Source organism: Paenibacillus sp. DMB20, assembly GCF_000987955.1.
GTDB lineage: Bacteria > Bacillota > Bacilli > Paenibacillales > Paenibacillaceae > Paenibacillus_AQ.
The window spans coordinates 71,486-96,912 of sequence record NZ_LAZU01000013.1; the positions used below are offsets into that span (position 1 = coordinate 71,486).

25 protein-coding genes and 1 pseudogene are annotated in these 25,427 nt (G+C 47.1%); 9 read left to right on the forward strand and 17 right to left on the reverse strand.

Annotated elements, in window-relative coordinates; all coding sequences use genetic code 11:
- Window positions 1-79: 79 nt before the first annotated feature.
- The 5 genes from XI25_RS04825 (at window position 80) to XI25_RS04840 (ending at window position 7,824) form a co-directional block, all read left to right on the forward strand.
- A complete protein-coding gene (locus tag XI25_RS04825; protein WP_046677601.1) occupies window positions 80-3,523 on the forward strand; it encodes a BadF/BadG/BcrA/BcrD ATPase family protein in 3,444 nt (1,147 codons plus the stop codon).
- Window positions 3,524-3,547: 24 nt separating this feature from the next.
- Complete coding sequence (locus XI25_RS34125) at window positions 3,548-3,724, forward strand: hypothetical protein (protein ID WP_235439661.1); 177 nt, start codon at window positions 3,548-3,550, stop codon at window positions 3,722-3,724.
- On the forward strand, window positions 3,714-5,147 hold the full coding sequence (locus XI25_RS04830) for a 2-hydroxyglutaryl-CoA dehydratase (RefSeq protein WP_046677602.1): 1,434 nt from the start codon (window positions 3,714-3,716) through the stop codon (window positions 5,145-5,147). Before XI25_RS34125 ends, XI25_RS04830 begins: the two co-directional genes overlap by 11 nt.
- A gap of 372 nt (window positions 5,148-5,519) precedes the next feature.
- A complete protein-coding gene (locus tag XI25_RS04835) occupies window positions 5,520-6,722 on the forward strand; it encodes a zinc-dependent alcohol dehydrogenase (RefSeq protein ID WP_046677630.1) in 1,203 nt (400 codons plus the stop codon).
- Between the two features lie 13 nt (window positions 6,723-6,735).
- Entirely contained in the window at window positions 6,736-7,824 is a 1,089-nt protein-coding gene (locus XI25_RS04840) for a class II aldolase/adducin family protein (RefSeq protein WP_046677603.1), read from the forward strand.
- A gap of 73 nt (window positions 7,825-7,897) precedes the next feature.
- Here the strand turns inward: XI25_RS04840 and XI25_RS04845 are convergent, their stop codons facing one another.
- Both XI25_RS04845 and XI25_RS04850 read right to left on the reverse strand, forming a co-directional pair.
- Window positions 7,898-8,770 (reverse strand): alpha/beta hydrolase, encoded by an 873-nt coding sequence (locus XI25_RS04845; protein ID WP_046677604.1) that lies wholly within the window; start codon window positions 8,768-8,770, stop codon window positions 7,898-7,900.
- A gap of 23 nt (window positions 8,771-8,793) precedes the next feature.
- Complete coding sequence (locus XI25_RS04850; RefSeq protein ID WP_046677605.1) at window positions 8,794-9,906, reverse strand: MGDG synthase family glycosyltransferase; 1,113 nt, start codon at window positions 9,904-9,906, stop codon at window positions 8,794-8,796.
- Window positions 9,907-10,063: 157 nt separating this feature from the next.
- On the opposite strand from XI25_RS04850, the gene XI25_RS04855 reads away from it, so the two are divergent.
- Complete coding sequence (locus tag XI25_RS04855; RefSeq protein ID WP_046677606.1) at window positions 10,064-10,999, forward strand: diacylglycerol/lipid kinase family protein; 936 nt, start codon at window positions 10,064-10,066, stop codon at window positions 10,997-10,999.
- 463 nt (window positions 11,000-11,462) lie between these two features.
- Here the strand turns inward: XI25_RS04855 and XI25_RS32785 are convergent, their stop codons facing one another.
- From XI25_RS32785 to XI25_RS04905, 9 genes are all read right to left on the reverse strand, one after another.
- The gene (locus tag XI25_RS32785; protein WP_152669066.1) at window positions 11,463-11,822 is read right to left on the reverse strand and encodes a hypothetical protein; all 360 of its coding nucleotides are present in this window, start codon (window positions 11,820-11,822) and stop codon (window positions 11,463-11,465) included.
- Complete coding sequence (locus XI25_RS33645; RefSeq protein WP_200901389.1) at window positions 11,800-12,318, reverse strand: hypothetical protein; 519 nt, start codon at window positions 12,316-12,318, stop codon at window positions 11,800-11,802. Before XI25_RS33645 ends, XI25_RS32785 begins: the two co-directional genes overlap by 23 nt.
- A 29-nt stretch (window positions 12,319-12,347) precedes the next feature.
- Complete coding sequence (locus XI25_RS04875; protein ID WP_046677609.1) at window positions 12,348-13,274, reverse strand: copper amine oxidase N-terminal domain-containing protein; 927 nt, start codon at window positions 13,272-13,274, stop codon at window positions 12,348-12,350.
- 452 nt (window positions 13,275-13,726) lie between these two features.
- On the reverse strand, window positions 13,727-14,284 hold the full coding sequence (locus XI25_RS04880) for a GNAT family N-acetyltransferase (RefSeq protein WP_046677610.1): 558 nt from the start codon (window positions 14,282-14,284) through the stop codon (window positions 13,727-13,729).
- A gap of 808 nt (window positions 14,285-15,092) precedes the next feature.
- Complete coding sequence (locus tag XI25_RS04885) at window positions 15,093-15,776, reverse strand: DUF3995 domain-containing protein (RefSeq protein ID WP_046677611.1); 684 nt, start codon at window positions 15,774-15,776, stop codon at window positions 15,093-15,095.
- 247 nt (window positions 15,777-16,023) lie between these two features.
- Window positions 16,024-16,347, reverse strand: coding sequence for a helix-turn-helix domain-containing protein (locus XI25_RS36710; RefSeq protein WP_082112211.1), 324 nt, complete (start codon window positions 16,345-16,347; stop codon window positions 16,024-16,026).
- A 53-nt stretch (window positions 16,348-16,400) separates the two neighbouring features.
- The gene (locus XI25_RS04895; protein ID WP_046677613.1) at window positions 16,401-16,760 is read right to left on the reverse strand and encodes a DUF6463 family protein; all 360 of its coding nucleotides are present in this window, start codon (window positions 16,758-16,760) and stop codon (window positions 16,401-16,403) included.
- Window positions 16,761-16,833: 73 nt separating this feature from the next.
- A complete protein-coding gene (locus tag XI25_RS04900; protein WP_046677614.1) occupies window positions 16,834-17,622 on the reverse strand; it encodes a CPBP family intramembrane glutamic endopeptidase in 789 nt (262 codons plus the stop codon).
- A gap of 135 nt (window positions 17,623-17,757) precedes the next feature.
- On the reverse strand, window positions 17,758-18,144 hold the full coding sequence (locus tag XI25_RS04905) for a hypothetical protein (RefSeq protein ID WP_046677615.1): 387 nt from the start codon (window positions 18,142-18,144) through the stop codon (window positions 17,758-17,760).
- Between the two features lie 484 nt (window positions 18,145-18,628).
- Between XI25_RS04905 and XI25_RS04910 the strand changes: the two genes are divergently transcribed.
- Entirely contained in the window at window positions 18,629-19,117 is a 489-nt protein-coding gene (locus XI25_RS04910; protein WP_046677616.1) for a DUF3995 domain-containing protein, read from the forward strand.
- A gap of 205 nt (window positions 19,118-19,322) precedes the next feature.
- Entirely contained in the window at window positions 19,323-19,550 is a 228-nt protein-coding gene (locus XI25_RS04915; protein WP_046677617.1) for a hypothetical protein, read from the forward strand.
- A 100-nt stretch (window positions 19,551-19,650) separates the two neighbouring features.
- Here XI25_RS04915 and XI25_RS04920 read toward each other — a convergent pair whose 3' ends face one another.
- From XI25_RS04920 to XI25_RS04945, 6 genes are all read right to left on the reverse strand, one after another.
- On the reverse strand, window positions 19,651-20,481 hold the full coding sequence (locus XI25_RS04920; RefSeq protein WP_046677618.1) for an SDR family NAD(P)-dependent oxidoreductase: 831 nt from the start codon (window positions 20,479-20,481) through the stop codon (window positions 19,651-19,653).
- A gap of 76 nt (window positions 20,482-20,557) precedes the next feature.
- Window positions 20,558-21,127 carry a TetR/AcrR family transcriptional regulator gene (locus XI25_RS04925; RefSeq protein WP_046677619.1) on the reverse strand — a complete coding sequence of 190 codons (570 nt, stop codon included), beginning with the start codon at window positions 21,125-21,127 and terminating at the stop codon, window positions 20,558-20,560.
- A gap of 226 nt (window positions 21,128-21,353) precedes the next feature.
- Window positions 21,354-22,205, reverse strand: coding sequence for a reverse transcriptase domain-containing protein (locus tag XI25_RS04930; protein ID WP_052759450.1), 852 nt, complete (start codon window positions 22,203-22,205; stop codon window positions 21,354-21,356).
- A gap of 530 nt (window positions 22,206-22,735) precedes the next feature.
- The gene (locus XI25_RS04935) at window positions 22,736-22,930 is read right to left on the reverse strand and encodes a hypothetical protein (protein WP_046677620.1); all 195 of its coding nucleotides are present in this window, start codon (window positions 22,928-22,930) and stop codon (window positions 22,736-22,738) included.
- A gap of 31 nt (window positions 22,931-22,961) precedes the next feature.
- The gene (locus XI25_RS04940; RefSeq protein ID WP_046677621.1) at window positions 22,962-24,155 is read right to left on the reverse strand and encodes an ArsA family ATPase; all 1,194 of its coding nucleotides are present in this window, start codon (window positions 24,153-24,155) and stop codon (window positions 22,962-22,964) included.
- Between the two features lie 66 nt (window positions 24,156-24,221).
- A complete protein-coding gene (locus XI25_RS04945; protein WP_327204726.1) occupies window positions 24,222-24,644 on the reverse strand; it encodes a MarR family winged helix-turn-helix transcriptional regulator in 423 nt (140 codons plus the stop codon).
- A 287-nt stretch (window positions 24,645-24,931) separates the two neighbouring features.
- Here XI25_RS04945 and XI25_RS33650 point away from each other — a divergent pair.
- Window positions 24,932-25,105 (forward strand): annotated as a pseudogene (locus tag XI25_RS33650) (DNA-binding response regulator); the annotation flags it as partial.
- Between the last annotated feature and the right edge of the window lie 322 nt (window positions 25,106-25,427).

Consider the following 25,427-nt stretch of genomic DNA (forward strand, 5'->3'; position numbering starts at 1 on the left):
GATTAGGGTACTTTTGTATAGAATGACAAATCTTTACACAAGATACTGTAATAGATTTTTTGGAAAAAGGAGAGTAGGGATGGAAAGGAATAGGCAACGATCAGATGCTTTAATCATCGGCATTGACGTTGGTTCGACGACCGTCAAAGCAACCGTTGTGGATCCGGCAACCCATGAGATTTTGTGGTCGGATTATCAGCGTCACCATACTAAGCAGGCGGAGAATGTGCTGGAATTTCTGGTTACGATCTGCAACGAATTTCCCAACGTCAAGCAGGAAAACATCCGCGTCTTTATGACCGGTTCCGGCAGCGGACCGATCGTGGAACATATCGGAGCAAAGTTCGTTCAGGAAGTGAATGCCGTTACGATGGCTGTTGAGCATCTTCATCCGGACGTGGGGAGTGTCATTGAACTCGGTGGACAGGATGCCAAAATCATTATTTTCAAGGTGAATGAGGAAACCGGCAACAAACAGGCGCTAACATCCATGAACGACAAATGTGCATCAGGCACAGGCGCAACGATCGACAAGTGCATGATAAAAGTGGGAATGCCCATGGAAGATGTGGGCAAGCTTCACTTCAACGATTCGAAATTGCACCATGTAGCTGCCAAATGCGGCGTTTTTGCAGAAACGGATATTGTCAATCTGGTGAAGAGCGGTATTCCTTCCGCCGAAATCATGTGTTCCTTGGCGGACGCGATCGTCATGCAGAACCTTTCTGTGCTGACTCGCGGAAACACGCTACGACATCGCGTACTGTTGCTTGGAGGTCCCAATACATATCTGCCATTTCTACAGGAATGTTGGCGCTTGCGCATTCCTCAAACCTGGCGGGACAGGGGATACGAGTATCCCGAAGACATGCCGATCGACGAATTGATTTTTGTTCCCGACAATGCCCAGTACTACGCCGCTTACGGAGCCGTCATGTACGGCATGCATGAACCGGACGACGTTGACAATTACAAGGGCTTGGAAGCTTTGAAGCAATTTATCGCGCACGGCCGGAAAGCGAAACTGGGAGATAACGCCGGTCCGCCACTGGTAGCCAGCGAAACGGAGCTGGAACAATTCCGCCGGACGTACAGCATTCCCCGCTTTACGCCTGCAGTCTTCGCACCCGGGCAGAAGGTGAGGGCGGCGATCGGTCTGGATGGAGGCTCCACCTCGTCCAAAGCCGTTCTCGTCAACGAAAGCGGAGAGATTCTTCTTAAGGAATATCAGCTTTCCAAGGGCAATCCGCTCGAAGATACGAGGGAGATGCTGAAACGTATTCGCGACAAGGTGAGAGAGCAGGGGACCGAATTGGAGATCATCGGTTTCGGTGCCACTGGATATGCAGCAGACGTACTTGAAAAAACGTTAAAGGCCGACGTCAATATTGTCGAGACCGTCGCGCATATGATGAGCGCCGTTAACCAATTCGGCGATATCGACGTTATTTGCGATATTGGTGGTCAGGACATAAAAGTACTCTTTCTGAAAAACGGTGATTTCCGGGATTTTAGGCTTTCCAATCAATGCTCGGCCGGCAACGGCATGCTGCTTCAGGCGATGGCGGATCAGTTCGGCATACCGATTCAGGAGTACGCGGATACCGCCTTCGCGGCAGACCTCAGTCCAAAATATTCATACGGATGCGCCGTATTTCTCGATGCGGATCGGGTTAATTTTCAGAAAGAGGGGTATTCCAAAGAGGAATTGCTGGCCGGACTCGCGCTCGTGCTGCCGAAAAACGTATGGCAATATGTCGTACAAATACCGCGGATGGCGGAACTCGGCCGGAAATTCGTTCTCCAGGGAGGGACGCAATACAATTTGGCCGCCGTCAAAGCGCAGGTGGACTACATTAAACAGCGGGTCCCCGATGCGGAAGTTTACGTTCATCCTCACCCGGGGGAAGCGGGCGCGATCGGGGCAGCGATGGAAACGCTGCGGGTGGTGAAACGACGCGGATATTCCACGTTTTTGGGATTGGAATCGGCGATCATGCTGAGCTATGTGTCACGCAACGACGAATCCACTCGCTGCTATTTCTGTCCCAACCATTGCAGCCGGACCTTTATCGATTCCCAAACCCCGGATGGACAAACGGCCCGCTACATCTCCGGCTTCAGCTGCGAGAAGGGAACCGTCGAAGACCAGGAAGCCGTCGTAAAACTGACCAAGGAGCGACAGGAGCTAAAGAAACATTACCCGAACCTGGTCGAATACGAAGCACGCCGGATGTTTCAGCGTTTTTATGACCCGGAGCCGCTACCCGAATCCGATTGCCAAGTCCAAGAAGAACGATTGCGGCGAAGCTGGTTAGGACGAAGAAAAACGACGGACCGGCGGGTTTTTAAACGTTCTCCCGCTGAAGCGGCAGAGCTGCGAAGCCGTATCCGCATCGGCATTCCGAAGGTGCTGAACATTTGGTCAACAGCGCCATTTTGGCGGACCTATTTCGAGACGCTCGGCATCAACCAGAAAAACATCGTGTTCAGCGACAACACGAGCGAGGAAATGTGGCAGCAAGGCGGTAAATACGGATCGATCGATCCTTGCTATCCATCAAAGGTCGCCCAAGCGCATGTTCACAATTTGTTATTTAAACATCATGAGAAAAAACCGCTCGATTACATTTTCTTTCCTTGTATCACGCACATTCCGACCCATCTCCATAACGTGATGGATTCGGCCAGCTGTCCTATCGTTGCCGGCGCACCCAATGTAATCAAAGCCGCCTTTACGAAAGAAGTCAATTTCTTTGAGACTAAAGGGATTGTCTATCTCGATCCGGCGGTCACCTTTACGGAACCGAACCTGCTCAAGAAGCAGCTGTTCGAAGCGTTAGGGGACTGTTTGTTAGTTACGGAGGACGAGAGCGATTTTGCAGCCGATCAGGGCTGGAAAGCAATGGAGCTGTTTGATACCGAGATGCAGGAGAAGGGCCGTTCTATTCTGGAGCAGGTAGAACAAGACAATCGTCTCGCCATTCTGTTGATCGGCCGACCCTATCACTCCGATCCGGGCTTAAATCATGGCGTATTGGAGGAGTTTCAGGTACTGGGCTACCCCGTATTATCCATGCGCTCTATCCCCAAAGACGAAGCATGGCTTCAACGGTTTTTCAAGAGCGACCTGCAGAGCGGGCGGGTGGAATATGCGCTCGAAGTGACCGACGTCTGGCCTGAAAACTTCAGTTCAAACAGCGTGCAGAAGGTGTGGGCGGCCAAATTTGCCGCGCGTCATCCGAATATAGCGGTTTTAGACCTGTCCAGCTTTAAGTGCGGGCATGATGCCCCCACCTACGGATTGATCGACTCGATTATCTCCACCGCGGGCACGCCATATTCGGCTTTGCACGATATCGATGCAAACAAACCTAGCGGTTCGATTAAAATACGCGTCAAGACATATGCCCACAGTCTAGGGCTTCATGAAGAACGCTTGCAGGATTTGGCCAAGAAAAAGGCGGAATTGCAGCAACTTATCGAGCAGAAGCGTTCCGAGCTGTTGAAAAAAACCATCTAAGGGTAATAAGGAGTGAAACGAGTTATGGTAATGGAGAAAAAGAATCTTGAGGACGAGCTTCGTTTGTTTCAGGAAGAACAGGAGAAGGCGCTCGGTTTGGCATCAAAGCATCAATGGTTCGATCCGGTCCCGCGTCGTTTTTTTAGCCAAAGACAAATCATCCACGACCATTCTGTTCGGCGGATTGACGATGGCGCATGATTATTTGGTGGAAGGTGCTTTGTCGGGGCTAGGCTACCGCGTGAAGCATATGGATTGCCCCGATAGCGAATCGCTGCGGTTCGGCAAGGAGTTCGGCAACCGCGGACAATGCAATCCGACATATTTCACGGTAGGCAATTTGATTAAATACTTGCACCATCTTCGCGACGTTGAAGGAAAGTCAAAGGAAGAAATCATTAGCAATTACCTGTTCGTAACAAGCGGATCCTGTGGTCCTTGCCGTTTCGGCACATATGTCACGGAGTACCGGAAAGCGCTACGCGATGCCGGTTTTGACGGATTTCGAGTTCTCTTGTTTCAACAGACGGACGGTTTAAAACAGGCGACCGGCGGCGAATCGGCGCTTAAATTGGATACTTCCTTTTTTATGAGCTTCCTGAAGGCCGTTCTGTTGGGGGACATTCTAAATGCGCTCGGTTACCGTATTCGTCCCTATGAAGTGGAGGAAGGTTCGACCGACGCCGCTTTGACGTGCTGCAAACAGGTTTTGCATGATGCTTTAAGCCAGAGAAAACGTTTGATTCCAGCGCTTATCCGATGCCGCAAGGAATTGAAATCCGTGCGGGTAGACCGGACGAAGGCGAGGCCGAAGGTAAGCATTATCGGGGAGTTTTGGGCGATGACGACGGAGGGAGACGGCAACTATCAACTGCAGCGGTTTCTGGAAAATGAAGGGGCCGAGGTGGAAGTTCAATCGGTTACGGCCTGGATTCTCTTTCTTATCTGGGCTGGGCGTTACGATACCCGCAAGCGAATGAACTTGCGGGAGGCGGATTCCGGACGCCATGGATTGAGAGGGAAGAATCCCGTTTTAAGATTACGCATGTTGGCCCTTGCCGACCGGGGGATTCGGGTCATTTTTCAAACCTATGCCAGATTGATCGGTCTTCGGGGCTATCATTTGCCCGACATGGAGGAAATCGCCCGGGTTGCAAACGACCATTATAACAACCAGTTGCGCGGCGGAGAAGGCCATATGGAAGTAGGCAAGCTGATTCTGAACGTGGTCAAACGGAAAGTCAACATGACCGTCTCCGTCAAGCCTTTCGGATGCATGCCGTCTTCCGGCGTATCGGATGGAGTCCAATCGTTGATTACGGAAAGATACCCTGACGCTATCTTTCTCCCGATTGAAACGACCGGCGACGGGGCGATCAACGTATACAGCAGGGTGCAAATGATGCTGTTTAAGGCCAAGCAGGCGGCAAAGAAAGAGCTTGACGAAGCGCTGACGAAGAAGGGTTTTACAGAAGAGACACTGCCGCGAAAATCCAAGTTTTCCGATCCGTTGAACGCAAGCCGTCACGTCGTAGCTTGTACGGCTGCAAATATGGTTTATGACATGCCTTCGGGATTTTTAAGCAGGTTTTCCTTCCGAAAAAGGGAGATGGAGAATGTATAGTAAAGTTGATCGACTGATCAAAAGCTCCCATATTTGCGATTCGTTGATTAATAATCATTTCGCTTAAAACGAAAAGACTCGCGCTCGCTTTTCAGTGACGCAGAGTCTTTTCGTTTTAGCACCATAATGCGATTGTCCAGACCGCATGGCAGGGCCGGTTATTTGTAACGCATCCCCAAACAGCTCCGTATGGGAAAACATCCCTGCGGGCTGCTTTATTTTAACTATATAATTGGCGATGCAAGATCTTAAGAAACAGGTCCTTCCATGAATCTAAGACCCTTATAGCCTATTTGTTTTGTAATATTCTTGTTGAATGTTGAGTAAACATCCTAATATTACGGGGAGATCAGGATGAAAGGACTCGATATTTTGAAAGCGATACAGTTTAATGTCAGCATACCACAGTATGTTTTCAGTAAAGCGCTAGGGTCGCTTATTCCATCCATATATATTGGACGATTATCATGTACTCGTTATCGACCTGATGAAGAATGGGTAAAAGTCAAAGTAAAATACGGGGGTATTTGCGGCAGCGATCTGAACCTTATTTTTCTTCACGACAGCCCGGCTACCTCTCCATTTGCTTCCTTTCCCTTCACGATCGGGCATGAAGTGGTGGGCGTAATCGATGAAGTGGGGCAGAGAGTGTCTGGTATTCAACGAGGGGAACGAGTGATAGTGGATCCGATCTTATCATGTATGGCCAGGGGATTCCATGAACCTTGTCCGGCGTGCCAACGAGGTGACTTGAGTCTCTGCGAACGCATGGCTTCGGGACATATCTCACCTGGACTGCTCATCGGAGCTTGTCGGGATACAGGGGGAAGCTGGAGCCCGTATCTGGTCGCTCACCAGAGTCAGATCTTCAAAGTGCCCGCTAAAGTCAGTGATCGAAATGCGATCATGACCGATCCGTTTGCTACTGCTTTACATGCGATCATGCGGGATCCGCCGCGCGAGAGTGATACAGTACTCGTGATTGGAGCGGGGGTTATCGGCATATGCGTGGTAGCTGCCCTTCGTGCCCTTGGTTATTCCAACCGAATCATTGCATTGGCGAAGCATCCTTTTCAGATGAAAATGGCGCGGCAGTATGGAGCCAGCGAGATTTTTCAATTGACATCCGGTTCCGACTGTTATGAGCAATTAGCTCAACTCCTCGGCGCTAAGGTATTGACACCTCTCTTCGGCAAACCTGTCATACAGGGAGGGGCAGATATTACATACGAGTGTGTGGGCAGGGACAGAAGCATTGATGATGCGTTGCGTTTTACGAAGAGCGGCGGAAAGGTAAAGCTCTTGGGAGTGGCGAGTTTCCCTCGCGGCGTCGATTGGACTCCCATCTGGCTGAACGAATTGCAAATTCAAGGAAGTTTCGCTGTCAGTACGGAAAAATTCGGGGAGAAGCGGCCTCGTACTTATGCTCTGGCATTGGACTTGATGAGTTCCGGCAAAATCGACCTCGCTCCCTTGGTAACCCACCAATTCCCGTTGGATCAATATCGACAGGGCATTGCGACTGCTTCCGGCAAAGGTAAATCAAAGGCAATGAAAGTGGTCTTTGAACTATGAAGGGGGAACATGAATGAATTTCGCGATTGCAGGTGAAGTGAACAGCCCATTTTTGAAGTGGTTTGCAGCCGGATTGAAAAGAGAGTTGATCAATAATGGATACCATTATCGCGAGGAACCCGTCAATGATATCCGTTTTGTATTGAATTTCGTGGACACCAACCAATTAAAACCTTTTCGCAGGAAAGCACAAGCTACCTTTTCCGTAGCGATTGCCGAAACCTATGAGTTTCCCCATGACATTTTGAGGTCAGCTTACCCCATACTCATTCGCACGCTTTCCAATCTGTTGATTTATATCATACATACTCGGGATGGGCAATGTAACACGTATTTCATTACGCTCGAACAAGGATGTTATCTTGTGCCGTTTGAACAAAACAACGATGAATTGTTCTTCGGCAAGGTGATGGAAAGATTACATCCCTTAGCATCCTCCCGGTTAGTCATTAATAATGAGTTCCACCACGATCTCCCTTCAGATTTATGGGATGGGGACGAAATAACGGCCCAGATACACGAAGCAGGCAAAAAATTGGATGCCCTGAACCTTTTGCCGGCCCCTTTTCCTCTGGAGGAACTCCTGTCGCCCCAAGATTTACGACACGTAAAGCGATTATACGGAATCGGCGGATTGAGTTACGGCAATCTGAGCGCACGCAAAGACGAACGGCAATTCTGGATGAGCGCAAGCGGAGTAAACAAGGGGGATATGAGAACGATTGGGCGGGATATCCTCCTGGTCATGGGCTACAATGCCGAACGAACGGCAATGCTGCTTAATGTGCCTTCGAACATAGAACCTCATCGGGTATCCGTCGATGCCATCGAACATTGGATGATTTATATGCAGCATCCGGAAGTGGGGGCGATCGTCCATGTTCATGCTTGGATCGAGGGCATTCCATCCACAGAAATCAATTACCCATGCGGGACGTGGGAGTTGGCACAAGCCGTATCCGAACTGGTAAATCGATCGGAAGATCCGACAAGAGCCATTATCGGGTTGAAGAACCATGGTTTAACGATTACGGGTCCTAATCTTGATGACATTTTTCAACGAATAGAGGGGCGTATCATCCGGCAGGTTCCTATGACATAAGACCATATTCGATTCATTCCGAACCATGAGAATAGGCTTCTCATGGTTTTTTTGTGTTCAGCCACGCGAGGAATCAATGACGGGAACCTAGCCATTGAAAAACGTATTCAACCGCTTCATCCTTTCGATGTTCATTCAAAGGGCAGTGACCGACATCTTCGAACAAAATGGAATGTTTATCGCTAGCAGGAATAGTTTCCATAAAGAACTCTATATGTTTCGAATCTGCCACGGAATCCTTCAGGCCATAAAGGCATAAGGTCGGAACCCGAAAATGATTGGCTTCCGTTAAAGCGCGGGCTTCGTGACGCAATAACTCCGTGATCCAACGTGGAGTGTACTGCACCGTAGTGGAAGGATCGCTCAAAAGATCAGAAGTCCAGGTCGGCAAATACGCTTGCAACCAACGCAACTTTTTTAACGATTCATTCCATCTGATTAATTCAAGCGGAAAGCTTGGAGTTAGTCTGGATAAAAGCTGAGTGCATTTGCGAAAAACGTAGGGAATCCTCGTATGTATTCCTAATGCAGGGGATGATAATATGACCCCGGCCAATTTATCGATCGCCAAAGTGAAGTGCTGAACATATCGAATGATGATCAGACCGCCTAAACTGTGACCAAAAAGATAGATGGGGATTTTGGGAAATTGCTTTTCAAAGTAATCTATCAATTGATCCAGGTCATCCAAGTAAGTATGAAACTGATGTATGTGACCGGGCTGTCCATCGGATTGCCCGAACCCCCGAAGGTCGGGAGCGACAAAAGCGAATTGCCTCTTTGCGCTTTCAGCGCCGATGTCAAAATAGCGGCTGGAATCTTCTCCTGCGCCATGAATAAAAATGACGAGGCCGCGTGGACTTATCGGAAACCACGAGCGAAAATTCAGTTTGAAATCATGCTCCTCTTTCAGATTATACGTGCTGATGTTGCAATCGTTAGCCATGAAAGTCCTCCTGGTTCGTGTCATTAGCTGAGAAGTTCCACAATCGATCGGGCTCCGGCAAGCGGATTGATTTTTTGCTGGTAATGTTCCATGTTGCTCTGCAGGAATGCGAATGGTTCAGGAGAAAAGAGCAGCTTGTGAATCCAATGGTCCACTTCATCCTGATGATTGATTCGGATCGCTAGTTCCTGATTAACCAAGCGATTGGAATTATATTCTTCATGACCGGGAATCGGTTGGAAAATGAGCATCGGAACTCCTTTGCTCAATGCTTCGAAGCATGTTAGTCCGCCTGGTTTGGTAATTAATAGATCCGCTGCATCCAATAGCGTATCAATCATGTCGACAAAGCCCAGAATCACGATATGTTGATGCTGAAAGTGTTCGTTGCGCAGCAAGGCAAACCTTAGTGAATCGTTGTATCCGGTACAAATCAATATCTGAACGAACTCCCTCCATTTAATAAGCGAATGGGCCAGTTCCTGAATTCCGCCCAGTCCCAACCCTCCACCCATAATCATGACGGTAGGCAAGTCTTTCAAATGCAATCTTCTTCTTGCCTCTTGCTTGTCGGTTTTCTTCCAGAAATTCGATTTGACCGGTATTCCCGTCACCGCTATTCGATAATCTGGAATGCCCATCTGCAGTAATTGTTGATGAACATCTTCATCGGATACGAGATATAGATCCACCTCGGGTTGAACCCATACTCCGTGAGCGTGAAAATCGGTGATGACCGTACAGAGGTTAATCGGATAGCCACTTTTTTTTAATCGTGCAATGGAAGAACTGTTAAACGGATGCGTACAGATGACCAAATCCGGTTGAATTTGGTCCAACATTTGTTCAATGTTGCGATGAAATAACTGGTAGATCGTGAACTGAAGCCATTGCGAGATAGGTTGGTTTTGTTTCGATTCATAGATTTTTTTCCATAACAAAGGATTCATCGTAATCAATTTCTTATACGAGCGAAAGAAGATAGCCGTTCTCGTCGGATGAAGCATCTTGCCGATTTCAACAATTTGCGTATGAATGGACGGTTCCAACTGCGCAATGCCCTGCACCAATGCTTCTGCCGCTTTCGTGTGTCCGCTGCCAAATACCTCGGAAAGGATTAATATCTTTTTTTGCATTTTCCTCTCCCTTGCCCCTGAAGTTTCTAATTTATTTTGGTGCGATCAAGCAAAAATTATTCATTGATTCGAAGAGCGAATCGCGATCCCTATTCTCTTGGTATACACGGCCGGCAATTCGGAAAAAGTGTAGATAGATGGATAGGGGGGAATTCGAATGTATCTATTTCTTGTGAACAGAATATCCGGCAACGGTAAAGGTATGAAAACCTGGAAAAGAATCGAGCCAATGCTTCATGACAGACAAGTTCATTATCAAGTGGAGTTTTCAGACAGCCCGTCTCAGGCTGCCCTTCTTGTACGGCAATATATGATAGATCATGATAAAATGAAAGCTTTTGTCATTGTAGGAGGGGACGGTACAATCCAAAGCGTAGCTCATGAAATCGCAGAAAGTAACATTCCATTGGGAATCATACCTGCAGGTTCCGGCAATGACTTGGCCAGGGGACTGCATATTCCTTTAAACGCCAAAAAAGCGCTGGAGTATTTATTGACGGGGACAACGAAAAAAATAGACATTGCCCGGATTGGAAGCAAATGCTACACCACTGTTGTCGGAATCGGGATCGACGGGAAAGTCGCTCAGACCGTTAACCTGTCACGTTATAAAAAATGGTTCAATCAATTGAAATTGGGGAATTTGTCTTACATATTCAGCTTCATTCAAGTCTTATTGCGTTACAAGCCTGCCAATGTTCACATCACAATCGACGGTAAGGAAATGAGCTTTTCCGATGTGTGGCTAATCGCCGTCGCCAATTTGCCTAACTACGCCGGTGGAATGAAGATTTGCCCGGAAGCTTGTTATACGGACGGTTACTTCCATATTTGCATCGTTCAAGGTACTTCACGTTGGACGCTAATGAAAATATTTCCCAATGTATTTCGGGGCAATCACATTTTTCACCCAGCCGTAACAACTTTGCAAGGAAGAAAAGTAGAAGTCTATACGGAATCACCGATGATAGCACACGGAGATGGCGAAATGATCGGGGAGACGCCTCTTGAGGTGACCGTATATCAAGATGCGATTCATGTGATTTACAATCCTCAGTTAGCAGAAGAGTTACAGCGATGTCATCAACTATGACATACTGTAACTCTTTATTTTAAGGCTCTGTTAAACGTTATTGTTGATATTTAGCCATTTGCGAATATGTTAAAGATCGCAGGATACGGTTTCTTTATCATGCAACCATTTTGATTGGGACAAGATAGCGTTTATAATTACGTAAAATAATAATTTGACGAATAAATAGTAATGGGATATGATGCGGTTTTTTATATACATTTTCACAAAACTCGTATTTTGTACATATGTCAAAGAATCCGGAATCGTCCTTTTAATAAGTGCTTCTTTATGGATTGTGTCACACCATGAAATACACATTCATCAAGAAGCTTAAACTAAGGTATCCCCTTTTTATACATTCCCTACACCAATGGAGTTCATCGTGAAACCAATGTTCCCAGGAACTATACAATCCTAAAAATGGTTTAATCAGAGACAGTATAATATTCTCGTTGCATTCTTTTCTCCAAATGACATTCATTTAGTTAGCTCCCTTGTGTGCCAGAGCCATGTAGATTTCAGATTCAATATACCCCGTGAGTTTAATCGCCTCTAGCCATTGCTGCGAAGTAATCCATTCATTCTGTTCACCATGAGCTCCATAAATTTTCAAAGCGTTTTCGACTGCGTAAGCGAAGTACTCCATTGGAATCTCAAGATCTGAAAACACGCCATGATCTTTTCGAAGCTCCGTGAATTGCTGATAAATTGTACTTGCATTATTCTCAAGTCGGTGCCCCTTATCAAATCCTTCCGGAAAAAAGTATCGCGTGTAGCTCCATCCACTGTTTTCAGGGTATGAAGAAATATCCGGCGAATCATAACAACGCCAGCGCTCCAATCGATACGGTCGTAAAATAGAAATACCGCTTCTCGAGCTCCTGATTCTCCTCGCTCATCTCCAGAAACCCCGGGTCTTTTATGATTTCATCATTCATAATGCCTTCTCGCCAGAAGCACAGCTCAAGTTCTTGAATGGCAAAGGAAAATCCCGTCCTCGGATCAACATCTCCGACCATTGAATAATATTTGCTAAACGTGTGGATCCAATCCTCTGCCTTGGTCGTGAAGACGTCCACACCTTGAAACAGGCAGGGAATACAGATGTTACCCGAGTATTGCGGATTTATCAGTTGAATGAACTTCACCCGGCTATTGGCATCGTATTCGAAATGTTCGCGCATAAACAGCATTTCTATATAGCTAGGATTACCGGGTATGCCATTATCAGCTCTCAAATGACCCAAACTCTGGAAAGTCCGCTCCACCTCTTCCCTGCACATCCCTAGCCGAAAAGGACCGATACCGACATGCGGCGTTATGATAATTGCGTCCACTGCAAACTCCTTTTAATGACAATTTCTAATTATTTTTCTTCTGGAATGTCAACAATAATATAGTTTTCCTTCAGATTAGTTTGAGGCAGTTCGGCTTGTTTAAAAACAACGTCATTCCAATTCTCCTTAGTGATTAAACCATATCCAGCAGAAGTAATATGAGGCATCCAGCGAAAGTTGGCGAATGTCGTATCTTTAAAATTTGGTAGGGCACCGTTCTCTTTTATAAAGGCGCGGTTTATGAAATAAAGGTTATCTTGCGTAGTGGTCTTTTCGCTAATGAAAGCTTGCCACTTAAGGTAAGCTGTGTTCTTCGTAATTTTATAATAGCGGATTACATTATTATTGACCTCGATGAATCGGTCATTGGTGTTTTCCGGAAAATAATATTGAAGACTGGATACTTCCATAATTGGTTTAAAGTCCTCCGTGAGCTGTGATACTCTAGGAAGATTGATTGCAGCATTTCTGGCCGTGCTTAATACACTACTCTTAACGTCGGTCAGCAGTTTCGTGCTTGGTTTTGAAACAAACGCCGTTTGGGTCTTTTGATTCCAAGTTACTGAACCGTCCAACGCTTCTGCAACAACACGTAAGGGAATCAATGTTTTACCGTTTTGAATAAATGGAGCAGTACTTAATGAAACTGAAGTTCCATTTTTTTGTGCTACTTTATTATTCATAGTCAACTGCAAGTTTGTGTCGCTCCCCTTCACTGTCACTTGCTTAGTAGTATTATTCCAGGCAATCGTAAAGTCACCTAAACCTTTGAGTGAAGTCAGGCTAAAAAACACCTGATTGTTCTTGTTGAGAATGTCTTTTGAATCTAAGTCATGATTATTCACAACAACTTGTGTTCTTTTTGGACTTTGTACTGCTGCGGCTGCCTCATTGGTTGGAAGTATCAAAAGCGAAGAACATAGAACAGCAAAAGAAAATAATACTAATTTCTTCATCAGAAAACCTCCTGAATTTTACAGTCCTTATATGTATAAACGCAAGAAAAAACGTAAGGTTATCTCTAAATAGTGTAGATTCTTGAGAATTTCTCCACTCTTACTAAACTAACCTGCCCGTTAGCTTAAAAGGCAACTGATCGCTCTGATCAGCTGCCTTCTCTTCTTTATACAACTATCGTTTCCAGTTAGTTTAATCAAGCACAAAGAAATCATCAAAAGACTCTCCGCTTAAACGCATCCCATTCGTCAATAAATAAGGCTACATTTTTAAGTTAGATTTTTAATTGATTTTTATCAAAAATCGTCTCCAAAAACTGACGGGCGCGCGGCCGATGATAGCGAAGTAGGGACGGTTGTCACCGAAGTTGGGAAGCACTGGCACAAGCGGCTCGCTGAGGCCGACGGCCGATCGGCGGCCTCAGCGAGCCGTCGCGCTGTCGGGCATGAGCTCATTCGGACGGCGTGTCCGGGTACCATACGCCAAGCCACTGTTCGGCGCCGTAGTCCTCGAACCGCTCTACCTCGGTGAATCCCAGCTTCGCCGCGACGCGCATCGAGGCCTCGTTGGCGGACTGGGTGGAGAGCACCACCGGCTCGCCGGGATGCGCGTCGGAGAACCAGTCGAGCACCGCTGCGCACGCCTCGGTGGCGTACCCGCGTCCCCACGCCTGCGGCAGGAACATGTAGCCAAGCCCGGGCTCCCCGCCCTCTGGACGGATGTGACCCTTACGCGCCGGGTCGCGCCGATCGAGCGTGATCATGCCGATCGTTGTTCCGTTGAGCTCGACCACGAAGAAGCCGAAGCGCTGCCCGGGCACCTCGGGCAGCGCGCGCTCGAGCTCTTCACGCGGTCGGGAGCCGCCGACGTAGGTGCCCACCTCTGGTGAGGCGAACAGGTCGATCAGCGCTGCACGGTCCCGGGCCTCGGACTGGCGGAGCACGAGCCGCTCAGTCATGATCGGGGCAGGTGGCCAGGCGACGGGGTGCACTGTGATCTCATCCGACATGGTGTAATCTCCCTTCTTTATTTAATTCTGTTTGTCCATGTCTGACAACATATATCATTCATGTATTCCTCCTTGAGACCACCTAAGATAATATCATTAATATTGGGGTGCCGCCGACAAATCGCGGAAAATACATCTTATAGCATCACTTGCAGTAATTTCTGATACCGTTTTGTATTGACGACGTCCTGGCCCCTTAGAGTCGCTGCTTATAGTTGTGAGGCTTGCCGAACACCTAATGCAGTGACGTCCCGACAGGCTTATGTAGGAATCATTCGATCTCTCCCATTCTCTCGTTTCCCGTTAGCGTAATGCTTCTAGCCTTTTTGATCGCTCAAACGCTTTATGAAAAAACTCTTTAGCCGATCCTCATAATCCCAAAATTCATGGCCTATATTGCTTTCTCGCCTGGTAATAGTGATAGTGATGTCTGCCCTCCTAACATCAAATCCGATATTAGGTATTCTATGATTGTAATGAGCAATCCTGCCCGTCAGATTAATGGAAACCACTGGTAAACATAGTATCTGATCGGTAATCGGCTCATGTTCTTGTCCTTCTCGGCAATCGGTACAAGTTCTTGTCGTTTGCTCGGGACAAGAATTTGTACCAATAAAAATAAAAAGCCGCTAAATTAGCGACTTTCCAAGGAATATGCTTTTGTCCCTAGACAAATAAGATCAATAAAGCAACAGCTTCCTCTTTATCGCAAGCTAAGTTTTTCGTTAGTGCAAGCTTTTCGGTCTGTACTCTTCGTGTGAATGCGGTTCACTTTACGCTGGAAATCGCCCAACAGTATGACGAATTCTTAAAAAAAGCTTAGTTTATCAACAAAGTCAAAAACGATGGCTGCTACAAAAATCGCAGTAACGAGAATGGTGGTCAACGAGAATATCAGTGTACCCCGTCGCAGAGCAGAAAGCGCAACGCCTCTCGTTTGAACATAATGAGCTGCTGATAATCCTGACAAGATCCCCATGATGAAAAACCATGGTTGATATACAAACAAATCCCAAAAAGCATCGACACGCATATCCACATCTCCGCTAAAGGCTTGCGGCATTTTCAAAGTGATGAGGCCTGCCAAAAAGAGGACTCTTGTTATGATTCCAGCAGCCCCATGTGCGATTAGAAAGACAGAGCAGATGAGCGTCGGGAATAACAGAAATCCTCGGTAAATGCTGGCACCGCCGATCCATGGAACCCATGAAGGAACAACCCTCCCCCATGGTTTAACCAGTCCCAACAGGATAAATCCGCACAACATGATTATTACGCCCACGACGTAGCTTGCTTTATAAATGCCTCCGGTGGGATCAACTATCGGAGCCGAAAGGCCGATGGTGCCTCCCGCGGCTTGATAGAATCGGACGAAAACCGCATACAGGAGAGCCCAGAAGCAACCAACATAAGCCGCCCATTGTGACTTTTTTGTAAAGTGGGCGTACATGTTCCAGCCGTTAGCGAACGATGAATCACCATTACGTTCCATTACTTAGCACCCCTCATTGGCTGTAATTGATTCGCGCAAGAGAAAAGCCCATACATCATCAATACCGGACGGTTCTACTCATCTTTTATAGATGCCTGAATATTAAAGGCTTTCTGTACTTCGCTGTATAGTTCTACTAACTCTTGCTCCTTCACAGGGGGAAGAAGATGCTGGCTTCCCACATGGAGACTGTAAAATATGAGTGCCATAGTACGAGCACGTTCACGGTCTCTGTAGAGCAGCAACATCATCTCTGCAAGATAATCGATCCGCCTCTGATCAATTCGTTGCTGGTAAGATTGCACAAATGGTTCGCGCGTATAGCCACTTCCAAGGTTTGATCCCGGCGAATCGATTTCTCCATGACATATTCGAACTTATCAGCGGGTGAAAGTAGTTGTTCCGCGAACTCAATGGTACTCAGCGTTCGTTCTCTTTCATACTGAGAAAGCAGACTTTCTTTATAGTCCTGCCAACTCTTAAAATGATGGTAGAATGCACCTTTCGTTACCTTCAACCGTCCGGTAAGTGTTTCAATGGTCAGGGAGCCAGCCCCTTCTTCGGAAAAAATCGTAAAACCTTCTCATCGTTTTGAAGCACAATGTCAATGCTTGATTTGCCATTTCACATTCGCAATAGCAGCCATGCTTGAGGCAAGCCAAGCCAAAAACCCGAAGCCGGCATCACGATGGCGCCGAACAAACAGATAAACAGCAGCATCCAACCAAAAATTGCAGGAGGAGCGATTCCCTTCTTTTTAACCAGCCAATCTACCATATAGCCAAACAACATCAACAGGAAGCCGAACATCGTGTACCAGAACGCGGTTCCGCGATCCCACTGATCATCAGCCACTGTGCTCCACAAGCCTTCGGTAACGATGGGCTGGAATTGACTCGCGTAAGCAAATAAACCGTAAATAACATGAAGTAATCCGGTCAACATCAGCATCATTCCGACATGGCGCTTTACCCTACTTATCATGACGTCCTCCCTTCCCCTGCTCCTTCACTTTCGGCACAGATCAAGATCGATCGTGACAATTCTAGTCTTCACATCAATGGGATCTATATCGATGTAAGGTCTTAGGATCCCAAAAAAACAATAGGATTACAATCGTGATTACCAAAAAAGCTGACGTAACGACCGGGTCATAATGCGAACCATTGTTCGGGAATACCGTTACACTGACGTTTACAATATCATGGAACAAGATTGCCGCAAAAATGCTTTTACCTGTGTTGTTATAGAGCCATACCATTAGGATTCGAAGCAGGATTGTCGTGAAGAACTGCCATATGATCCACGTTACACTATGGTTTGTTTGAATATATGGAATCAAATGCCATATTCCCCACAACGTCCCCATGATTACGCTGGTTGTAAGTGCGTTCCAACAGTTTAGCATGGGCTCTACGGCATATCCCATCCAACCTATTTCCTCGCATGCAGCTGCAATAAAATATATAACCATCAGGATCGGTATCGATAGAAAAGGTATGCTCGGTTCGGGGAGCGATCGGCTGATCAAGCTCATGACCCAATATGACAGTAACATGATCATTGGCATCAAAAATAGAATCGGAAAATACCAGCTCTTCTGCTTGATTCGCTTATAATCGAGTATTCGCTTCAATACCTCCCGTATGCCACTTACTCCCTCTCTTCTGTAAGTGAGCATCATTGCGGCTGCCATTGGACAGAAGAACATAAGTGCACTGACAGGAAGATTCATTGGAAGCCATTTGACCCGCATAGAACCAAATAGCCAAAATGGTATTGAAAGGGCGAATACCAATACATAAAAAGTGAGGGGTGACTTTTTAAAAGAACTTTCTTCATTCATGACATGAAACCTCTTTCGAAAGCAAACTGTTGAAGAGATCAAGTTGCACATTGACGAGGAGATCGGTAACACATTTCACTGAAGACTGCTTGCGCTAGTATTCGCAGCTTTCGGGATGGGATTTGTTAACTCGGATCAACTACTTGAGCTGGTGACACCAAAAGCGATCAAGACTAGTGCAACTGCATACAGCAACCATGCCGGATGTCGACCGCGTGTTCCCCAAAAGTTCAATAAAGTGCCATACAGATAGGAGCTGCCAACGAGCAAGCCGGTCACGAGCCTGATATCCCGCTCGAACCAGATGGAAGCGATCAAGGCGATGCCACCGAGGATCCAGTTGAACGTGCTAAACTGTATAAGTCCCGGTATGATACGTTTGATAATTTTATCGTTGGCGAATTGCGAATCCGGCTTCACCAACGGCCTGACGATGCCACGTTGGATCAGAATTCCATGAACCAAAGCCACTCCAATTCCGATGATCCCCGCTATTACTAATGCTATGTCATGCCAATTCATTTCAATTCTCCTCCCTAGGAAACAATAATAAATGTATCCGATATACCTTGTTCTACAGGAAGTTCAACGTTGTTGATGAACTTGAGGTCGGTTCAAACGAGTTTGGACTGTGGAGCAATCGCGCGGGCTCAGTCTTATTAGTATGAATTCGTAGTATTTATGAATAAGAAAGAATCAAGTTGAAACACTTCCCCCCTTCATAACTTTTTACCGGACGGTTATTGCGATAACGGGCATTGAGCTTATCGGAGCGCCACCCCGACCGACACCCCCTTTTTTTAATACGAAATCGTAGTAATTTCTCTTCACAATTTAATACGTTTTCGTAGCAATGTCAAGACACAAAAGCCGTGATTGTTTTGCGAATGTATTTTCCGCATGTTTCATGAAATGCACATTTTAATTTTTACATTGAATATTATTTCACAATTGGATAATATCTTGTGTGAGAAATAGACTTTGGTAATTATAAGGCGGTGTCGATATGTCCATTCAACAGAAGCAAAGGCCGATTACTTGGGGGATTGTCTGGTCTTTACTGTTTGCCTTGATGAGTTTTTATTGGGCAAGTGGCGGCATGCTGGGGGTCAACACGCTCGGACCGGAGATATCGCGGCAAGCCGTTTTGCGCGACGGTGACTTCATTTTTATCGTGTGGCTAACGGGGGTGGCTAAGGTTGCAGGGGCACTTGTCTTACTCGCATTGAAGATCAACTGGAACAAGGCGCTTATTCGAGGAGCGTTTCGAATCGCTGCCATGTCCGGCGGTGTGCTTCTTTTTCTCTATGGGCTATTTAACCTTGTAGCAGTACTGCTCATGATGGTTCAAGTTCTGAATTTACCAGCAATCGACTCATACTCGGCGTGGTGGCGGCTCTTCTTCTGGGAGCCGTTCTGGATGATCGGCGGGCTGCTTTATTTCGTTGCCGGCCAGTCGGCGAGAGCGGGGGAACGCCGCCAGCCGGAACTGTAATTCTCCTATTTCGGGCAAATTAACGATTTCCTAAGTTAAGCTAATTGCTCCTGCTATGCTGTGGTACTCCCGAAATCGGCTAACCGAAATGGATATCGCGAGCAAAGTCTATCCTAGTTAATAGTTATAGAATTGCTGTAATGATCCAATCTGCGCGCTTGGGTATTCGTTTTCTCTGTTTACCGTTATAAAAAACGGCGGCAAATTGGCATCGATTGTGTCTGAACCTGATCAAGAGAAGGCCGCGCAGAAAAACATAAAATCAGGCAATGTGTGGTTGAATCCAAATGGCCCGCAATTAGCAAAGATGGCTGAGCTTTTAGAACAAAACAAACTTAAGGTCATGATCGGGCACGGATTTCCATTATCTGAGGAGGGATCAGAGAAGCCCATGCCATTAGCGAAAGTCATCATGCGAAGGGAAATAAAATAAGGTAACGATCAAACATCCCACTTGCGCCAGTGTTCTTGTGCTGACTCCATTTGATGATCCAATGATTGGTTTACATTGACTTGGTGATAGGTTCGGTGGGCTATCGGGTTACACCCCCGTCTTTAAGCCTGCGAATACTTCTGATTTTTTGTAACCAGGCTTGCTTTAACAAAGCGGGAAAAAGACGATGAATACGCCACGCCCACCGAACAGAATCAGGAAATATGATCATATCTTTGTTTTTGATAATGCCCTTTAAAATGATATCAACGGCCACACTAGGCTTCATTGCTCCTATGGGCAGGGATTCCACTACTTTTTCATTCGGTACATTGGCAACCGTCATATTCTTATAAATGTCGGTTTGAACATGTCCGGGACAGATCGTACTAACCTTTACCCCCACATCTGCTCCCTCAAACCTTAATGATTGTGAAAGTCCGACGACGGCGTGTTTACTTGCACAATATGGCGTGTTGCCCGGCTGAGGCATTAAACCGGTGGCAGACGCTGTATTAACGATATGTCCAAATCCTTGTTGAGCCATCACCCGATAGGCAATTGTCGAACCATAAAGCACACCATTCCAGTTGATATCCATTACTTTTTTCCACTGCTCCATCGTCAGATCTCTGACATCCCCGCCAATCGCAATGCCGGCATTATTAAACATATAGTCGATCCTGCTATATTGTAATACGGTATCCTCAATTAAGTGTTGGACATCGGATTCGCTAGAAACATCGACTCTCATATAATGTGCGCTTCCTCCGTGATCCTTGATCTGCTCGGCAGTCTTTTTAGCTTTGTCCTCACGAATGTCCGCTACAACGACGGTCGCGCCCAATTTGGCTAGTTGGCAACAAAGCTCTCTTCCGATGCCAGCGCCTCCGCCAGTAATGACGGCAACTTTGTTCTTAAAATAATTCACGGTTAGCACCCTCCTCTATTAATTGACTGACTTCAGTCAATAAATGATTAAAAATATACAACTTCCGAAGAAGCTGTTAAACAATACCTAGAATGCGTCTATAAAAATATTTAAGCTTTTCCACTCTTTCCTCATCGGACATGCTTGAATCAATGGACTGCCAGCCATATAGGCAAAATTTCGCTGTTTCCTCAGGATACGCGCAGTTGAACGAACCGTCCGCATTTCCTCTTTCAATTAATTCTTTGAACAGGGGAAGAATCATTCGGATACCTGCGCTGCCAATTCGTTTGTGAATCTCCTCATTCTCCTGAAGGTGGATGGTTTTAATTAGGGCAGCATCTTTTTTAAGCATATTGCTTGTAAATTGGAACATTCGCTCCAATCGATCCGCTGCGCTGATGGCATTGTCTTTCATCAAAGCCATTAAATCGGCCAATATTTCTTTAGCCCACTCTTCAACAACAGCATCCAGCAATTCCGATTTTGATTTTACGTAGTGATATACAAGCCCATGCGCTACACCTATTTTATTCGTGATGTCGCTAATTTGTGTTGCTTGGTAACCCTTTTCCTCAAACAATTCCTTAGCTGCCTGAATAATTTCGGCTCGCCGCTCATCTGGCGGCTTCGTCTTACGGGCCATAACTGTTGACCTCCTTATGTCAAACCATCAGGATCTCTTCAAATATCAATATATCAGGTGAATTGACTTGAGTCAATGAAGCAGAGATTCATTTCTGCCCACCTTTTTTTCTCTGCTTAACTGCGGAAAACCCAGAGCACCTTGAAGGCAATCGAGTAGGAGGCCACCCATTAATTGAGTAGCCGACCTCTCACACCACCGCACGTACCGTTCGGTATACGGCGGTTCAACCGTTTAAGTGAAAATGACGTAAACGCTCGTACTTGGCAGGGAAGTCATAATACCCTGCTTGTGCGAGCTTTTCGTTTGTAATAGAGCGCTGCAATATTGCGCTCCCAGCAATGCGCCAGTATCCCAGTCGGGTGTTTCCCCATGGGTAGGCTTGCCATTCAGGCACCCCCAGCTTTTGCAGGTTCTGTACCTTCGTTCTCGGTTTCTTCCATTGCTTCCAGATGTACATGCGCATCCGTCTCCGTAGCCATTCATTCCAGCTTTGCAGAATTCGCTTCAGGTGCTTCTTAATCAGTTCGGTTACGCGTTTGTCCCGAATTTGCTTGCGTAGAAGGTTCATCAAGAGCTCATGGTTCAACGTGTAAAATACTTCGAGAGGTCGAGGTTCTACCGCGTAGCCGTAGCCCTGCTCCGCATAGGCCTTCACTCTTCGAATGGCCTGCTGGGCACTTCGCCCAGGGCGGTAGCCGCAGCTTCCATCAGAGAACAGCGGCTCAAACAATGGTTGCAGCTGCTGTGCGATGGCTTGCTGGATCACTCGGTCTACCACGGTGGGAATACCTAGTTTCCGCACACCGCATCCATCTGGTTTTGGGATTTCTTTGCGCCGTACCGGGCTTGGTTTGTATGTTCCCTCCCGGATGCTTTGCAATAGGTCATCTCTATTTTTCCGTAACCACGGCAACGCTTTTTCCACGGTCATCCCGTCGATTCCCGGCGCTCCGTGATTGCTTTTGACCTGCTTATAGGCCTTGTTCAGGTTGCCTCTGTTCAGTACTTTCCAGCAGGTCGTTTGCACCGTCTCTTTCTTTACTTTCCCGAGTGTCGGTACTCCGCGCTCCTGCATGCTCTTCGCGTTCCACGCTATCCCTTTGCAGGCAGCCCTTTCGGTATTCTGCTTTCATCGCACCGATTCTCCTTTCGGTATGTACTCAAGACTTACGATTGTTCAGTCCTTCCCGAAAAAAACTTCCGGTAATATGGCCTCTGTTGACTTCTCACAGCAAGCTTTACTCCGTCTTTCGGATTTTTTTCCCTACTCCACGTCTGTGAGACCTCCCCGGGTAAGAGCGATAGTCTTCCCCTCATCCCTGCCACATCTACATGATGGGATTCGGGCAGTAATGGACTTTGCTTTGGATTGCCAGCTCGTCCGTCCCGTCATGCCTTTTATGTGATTTCTGTTCGTAAGACCGAGGGTTTGCCTCCGGCTTCCTTCAGATTCCGCCTCGCGGCCCTTGGCTAACAGTTCACACTGCCAAGCCTGTAGCGGACTTTCACCGCCGAGTTATCGCCCATGCCGGGCGCACAATCAAAGGCCATCCCGTAAAGGAATGGCCTTCATTGGAAGCTGCTTCGTGTACTATGAATGATCCTTTAATCGTCAGAAATGTTGATCTTGATTTTGCGGGCGACGGGGGCTTCTCTTTCCTCCCCGATCGTGTCGATGACGCTGTCGATTACGGATCGCGAAGCAAGCAGCCACTCCTTGACGGCGTTTTTCACATGCTCCTTCGTTTGATGCCGTTCCAGGTTTTCCAACAACCGCTCCAGCCGTAGCAATTTTTCCATTATTCGCTCCCTCCTAAGCGTTCGACGCTTCTCATTGATCTTCCACATTCTTTTCCAGTTCACGTTTGCCAAAACGGATAACAAGCCGGTCCTGCGCATATTTAGCGCCTGTTACTTGGCGGTTCATCAACGTTCTTGGTAAGATGACCTTGCGTTTGTAAGCACCGGCATCTACCGTCAATTCATCGCCCGTCTGCGTCAAATTCAGATCGGCCTTATCGATAAAAGGAATCGCAATCTCCAAGAGCATTTCTCCGTCCTCCTCGCGGATCGACTCCGTTCTGCCGTGGTAAAACATTGCGGAAGGATCCCGGTCTGCATAGACGATATCCGCTAATTCTTTAAGAACGGGCACGCCGATGATTTCCTTTTGCATCATAGGGGCCTTCAGGATCGGAAGCGGCTGGAAGTTCGAGACGATTTCTTCCTCATATTTCTTTTGAATGTCCCGCCATAGTGCGAAGAACCCTTCTCCTGCCTCATCCGGCAGCACCCGATTGACGATAATGGCATCCGTATTGAACCCGAACAGGTTCAAGTAGGTAAAGGAGCGCTTCGCTTCGGCCAGCACCATCTTCTCGGGATTCAGCACAATCCTGACCGATGTGGTGTCCGAATCCAGGACGAGCCGCTGCATTTCCTCCAATCCCCGTGCCAAACGCTCGATGCTGTCCAGCACGTCATCCGAAGGAAGATCGATATCCTTTACAATTTTGGCAACCGGCCGTACAATCTTGATCAGTTTGCGTTCGGTCGGGAAGATTTTCTCCAGCCACCAATTCAATACGTTTGGATAGCTTAGCAGCCGCAGCGTCTCTCCGGTCGGAGCGCAATCCACCACCAGAACATCATATTGCCCGCTTTCAGCGTGCTCCTTGATTTTTAGCAAACTGAACAGCTCCTCCATGCCTGGGAAAACAAGCATTTCTTCCGTAGTGACATCTTTAAGCTGCGCTTTGTCGAGCAATTTCGTGAGCCAGACCTGAACGGTTCCCCAGTTGCGCTCTGTCTCGCGGATCGCGTTCACTTCCTGCCCCCACAAGTTTTCGCTGATTTGCACCGGATCGGGCCCGATCGGTACCGCCAGCGAATCCGCTAAACTATGCGCTGCATCTGTGCTGAGAATCAGGGTTCGCTTGCCTTGCTCCGCCATTTTCACTGCCGTCGCCGCCGCGATGCTGGTCTTCCCGACTCCGCCTTTGCCCGTGTAGATGATGATCCTCAAGTCCCCCGCTCCTTTTTAATACGATTTCGTAGTAATTAGTCGGAATAATCCGGTATACTAAACCGGTTATTCCTCAATCTGAATCTTAATGGGCCGTCGCTTTACTTCTTGCGGTGTAACAGGTCCCCCATCTTGGAAGACTTTAGCTGCTTTAAACAGGAGTGCCGTGAGATGCTCCAATTCTTCCGGCGTAAATGCCTCCTCCAATCTGCCAAGCAGCGCCATCATGACTTGTTCCCATTCTTTCGCCAGTTGCAGACCTTCCTGCGTCAGCGTGACGAGCTTCACACGCTGGTCTTGCGCTGACGTTGCTCGTGCGATCAAGCCTTTGCGTTCAAGCCGCTTAGCAATGCTGGTCATCGAACTTAATGGTGCCCCCATCTCGGCGGCCAGCTCCGACATGGTTAAATCTCCCCGAAGGAGCAATATAAGCAACGTCGACATATCGGAGCGGGTCACTTTTTGTTCGAGCTGAAGCGTATCGGTCATAAATGCGAACGGACGCAGACCGGTCTTGAGGAAAAGATCGTATAGTTGTTTTATACCGGTCACTCCTTTATGTGCGATTTCGCGTGATTACGTCTTGCGACTATTTTAATACGATATCGTAATAATTTCAATAATCTCTCCAATTATTTCTTACTAATAATAACCAGCTAAGGACGAACCTTATGTACATTTGTGGAATCTCTACATAGTGAAGCTATATTCAATGCCATTATCATTCGAGGGCATCTTTCTCCCAGGGGCATTTTATTCGGCTTGCTGCTGTGGCATTTTCGCTATGCACGGAAATGCGCAAAACCATCACGACTCTGGTTTTGTTTCTGACTGCCCGTTCAAGCGACCTGGATAAACTTCAAGGTCTGTTCTTGGGCGGGGACGATTATGTAACCAAACCATTTAACCCTCTAGAGGTTATTGCGCGGATTCAGGCACATTTAAGGCGGAGTATGATGGTTGAATCCGACCATAAATACGCGAAGAATCGTTCCGCCGTCGGGAGGCTAATACCATGAACTATTACCGGAGGCAAGAGAAATTTTGGAATGAAAAAGGGTTTGTCGGAAAATAGTGGGAAGTGTTTCGTAACAGGTATCCCACTTGGGTACACAGGTTGATTTGCATACCACGTTCGAAGTATCATCTAACGTTCCTGTATTCACGACGTCCGACGAAGTCGGATGTGTCTGCTGAATCTGCTTTCACGAAATCCTTCCCGCAGACCAAGGCTCCGTTAGGAGCCGCTGCTTGAATATAATGTTGGTATTC

Excerpts from the sequence above, each read along its gene's own strand:
- XI25_RS04825 (WP_046677601.1), top strand. The coding sequence starts at position 80 with ATGGAAAGGAATAGGCAACGATCAGATGCTTTAATCATCGGCATTGAC.
- XI25_RS34125 (WP_235439661.1), top strand. The coding sequence starts at position 3,548 with ATGGTAATGGAGAAAAAGAATCTTGAGGACGAGCTTCGTTTGTTTCAG.
- XI25_RS04830 (WP_046677602.1), top strand. The coding sequence starts at position 3,714 with ATGGCGCATGATTATTTGGTGGAAGGTGCTTTGTCGGGGCTAGGCTAC.
- XI25_RS04840 (WP_046677603.1), top strand. The coding sequence starts at position 6,736 with ATGAATTTCGCGATTGCAGGTGAAGTGAACAGCCCATTTTTGAAGTGG.
- XI25_RS04845 (WP_046677604.1), bottom strand. The coding sequence starts at position 8,770 with ATGGCTAACGATTGCAACATCAGCACGTATAATCTGAAAGAGGAGCAT.
- XI25_RS04850 (WP_046677605.1), bottom strand. The coding sequence starts at position 9,906 with ATGCAAAAAAAGATATTAATCCTTTCCGAGGTATTTGGCAGCGGACAC.
- XI25_RS04855 (WP_046677606.1), top strand. The coding sequence starts at position 10,064 with ATGTATCTATTTCTTGTGAACAGAATATCCGGCAACGGTAAAGGTATG.
- XI25_RS04875 (WP_046677609.1), bottom strand. The coding sequence starts at position 13,274 with ATGAAGAAATTAGTATTATTTTCTTTTGCTGTTCTATGTTCTTCGCTT.
- XI25_RS04880 (WP_046677610.1), bottom strand. The coding sequence starts at position 14,284 with ATGTCGGATGAGATCACAGTGCACCCCGTCGCCTGGCCACCTGCCCCG.
- XI25_RS04885 (WP_046677611.1), bottom strand. The coding sequence starts at position 15,776 with ATGGAACGTAATGGTGATTCATCGTTCGCTAACGGCTGGAACATGTAC.
- XI25_RS04895 (WP_046677613.1), bottom strand. The coding sequence starts at position 16,760 with ATGATAAGTAGGGTAAAGCGCCATGTCGGAATGATGCTGATGTTGACC.
- XI25_RS04900 (WP_046677614.1), bottom strand. The coding sequence starts at position 17,622 with ATGAATGAAGAAAGTTCTTTTAAAAAGTCACCCCTCACTTTTTATGTA.
- XI25_RS04905 (WP_046677615.1), bottom strand. The coding sequence starts at position 18,144 with ATGAATTGGCATGACATAGCATTAGTAATAGCGGGGATCATCGGAATT.
- XI25_RS04910 (WP_046677616.1), top strand. The coding sequence starts at position 18,629 with ATGTCCATTCAACAGAAGCAAAGGCCGATTACTTGGGGGATTGTCTGG.
- XI25_RS04925 (WP_046677619.1), bottom strand. The coding sequence starts at position 21,127 with ATGGCCCGTAAGACGAAGCCGCCAGATGAGCGGCGAGCCGAAATTATT.
- XI25_RS04930 (WP_052759450.1), bottom strand. The coding sequence starts at position 22,205 with ATGCAGGAGCGCGGAGTACCGACACTCGGGAAAGTAAAGAAAGAGACG.
- XI25_RS04935 (WP_046677620.1), bottom strand. The coding sequence starts at position 22,930 with ATGGAAAAATTGCTACGGCTGGAGCGGTTGTTGGAAAACCTGGAACGG.
- XI25_RS04945 (WP_327204726.1), bottom strand. The coding sequence starts at position 24,644 with ATGACCGATACGCTTCAGCTCGAACAAAAAGTGACCCGCTCCGATATG.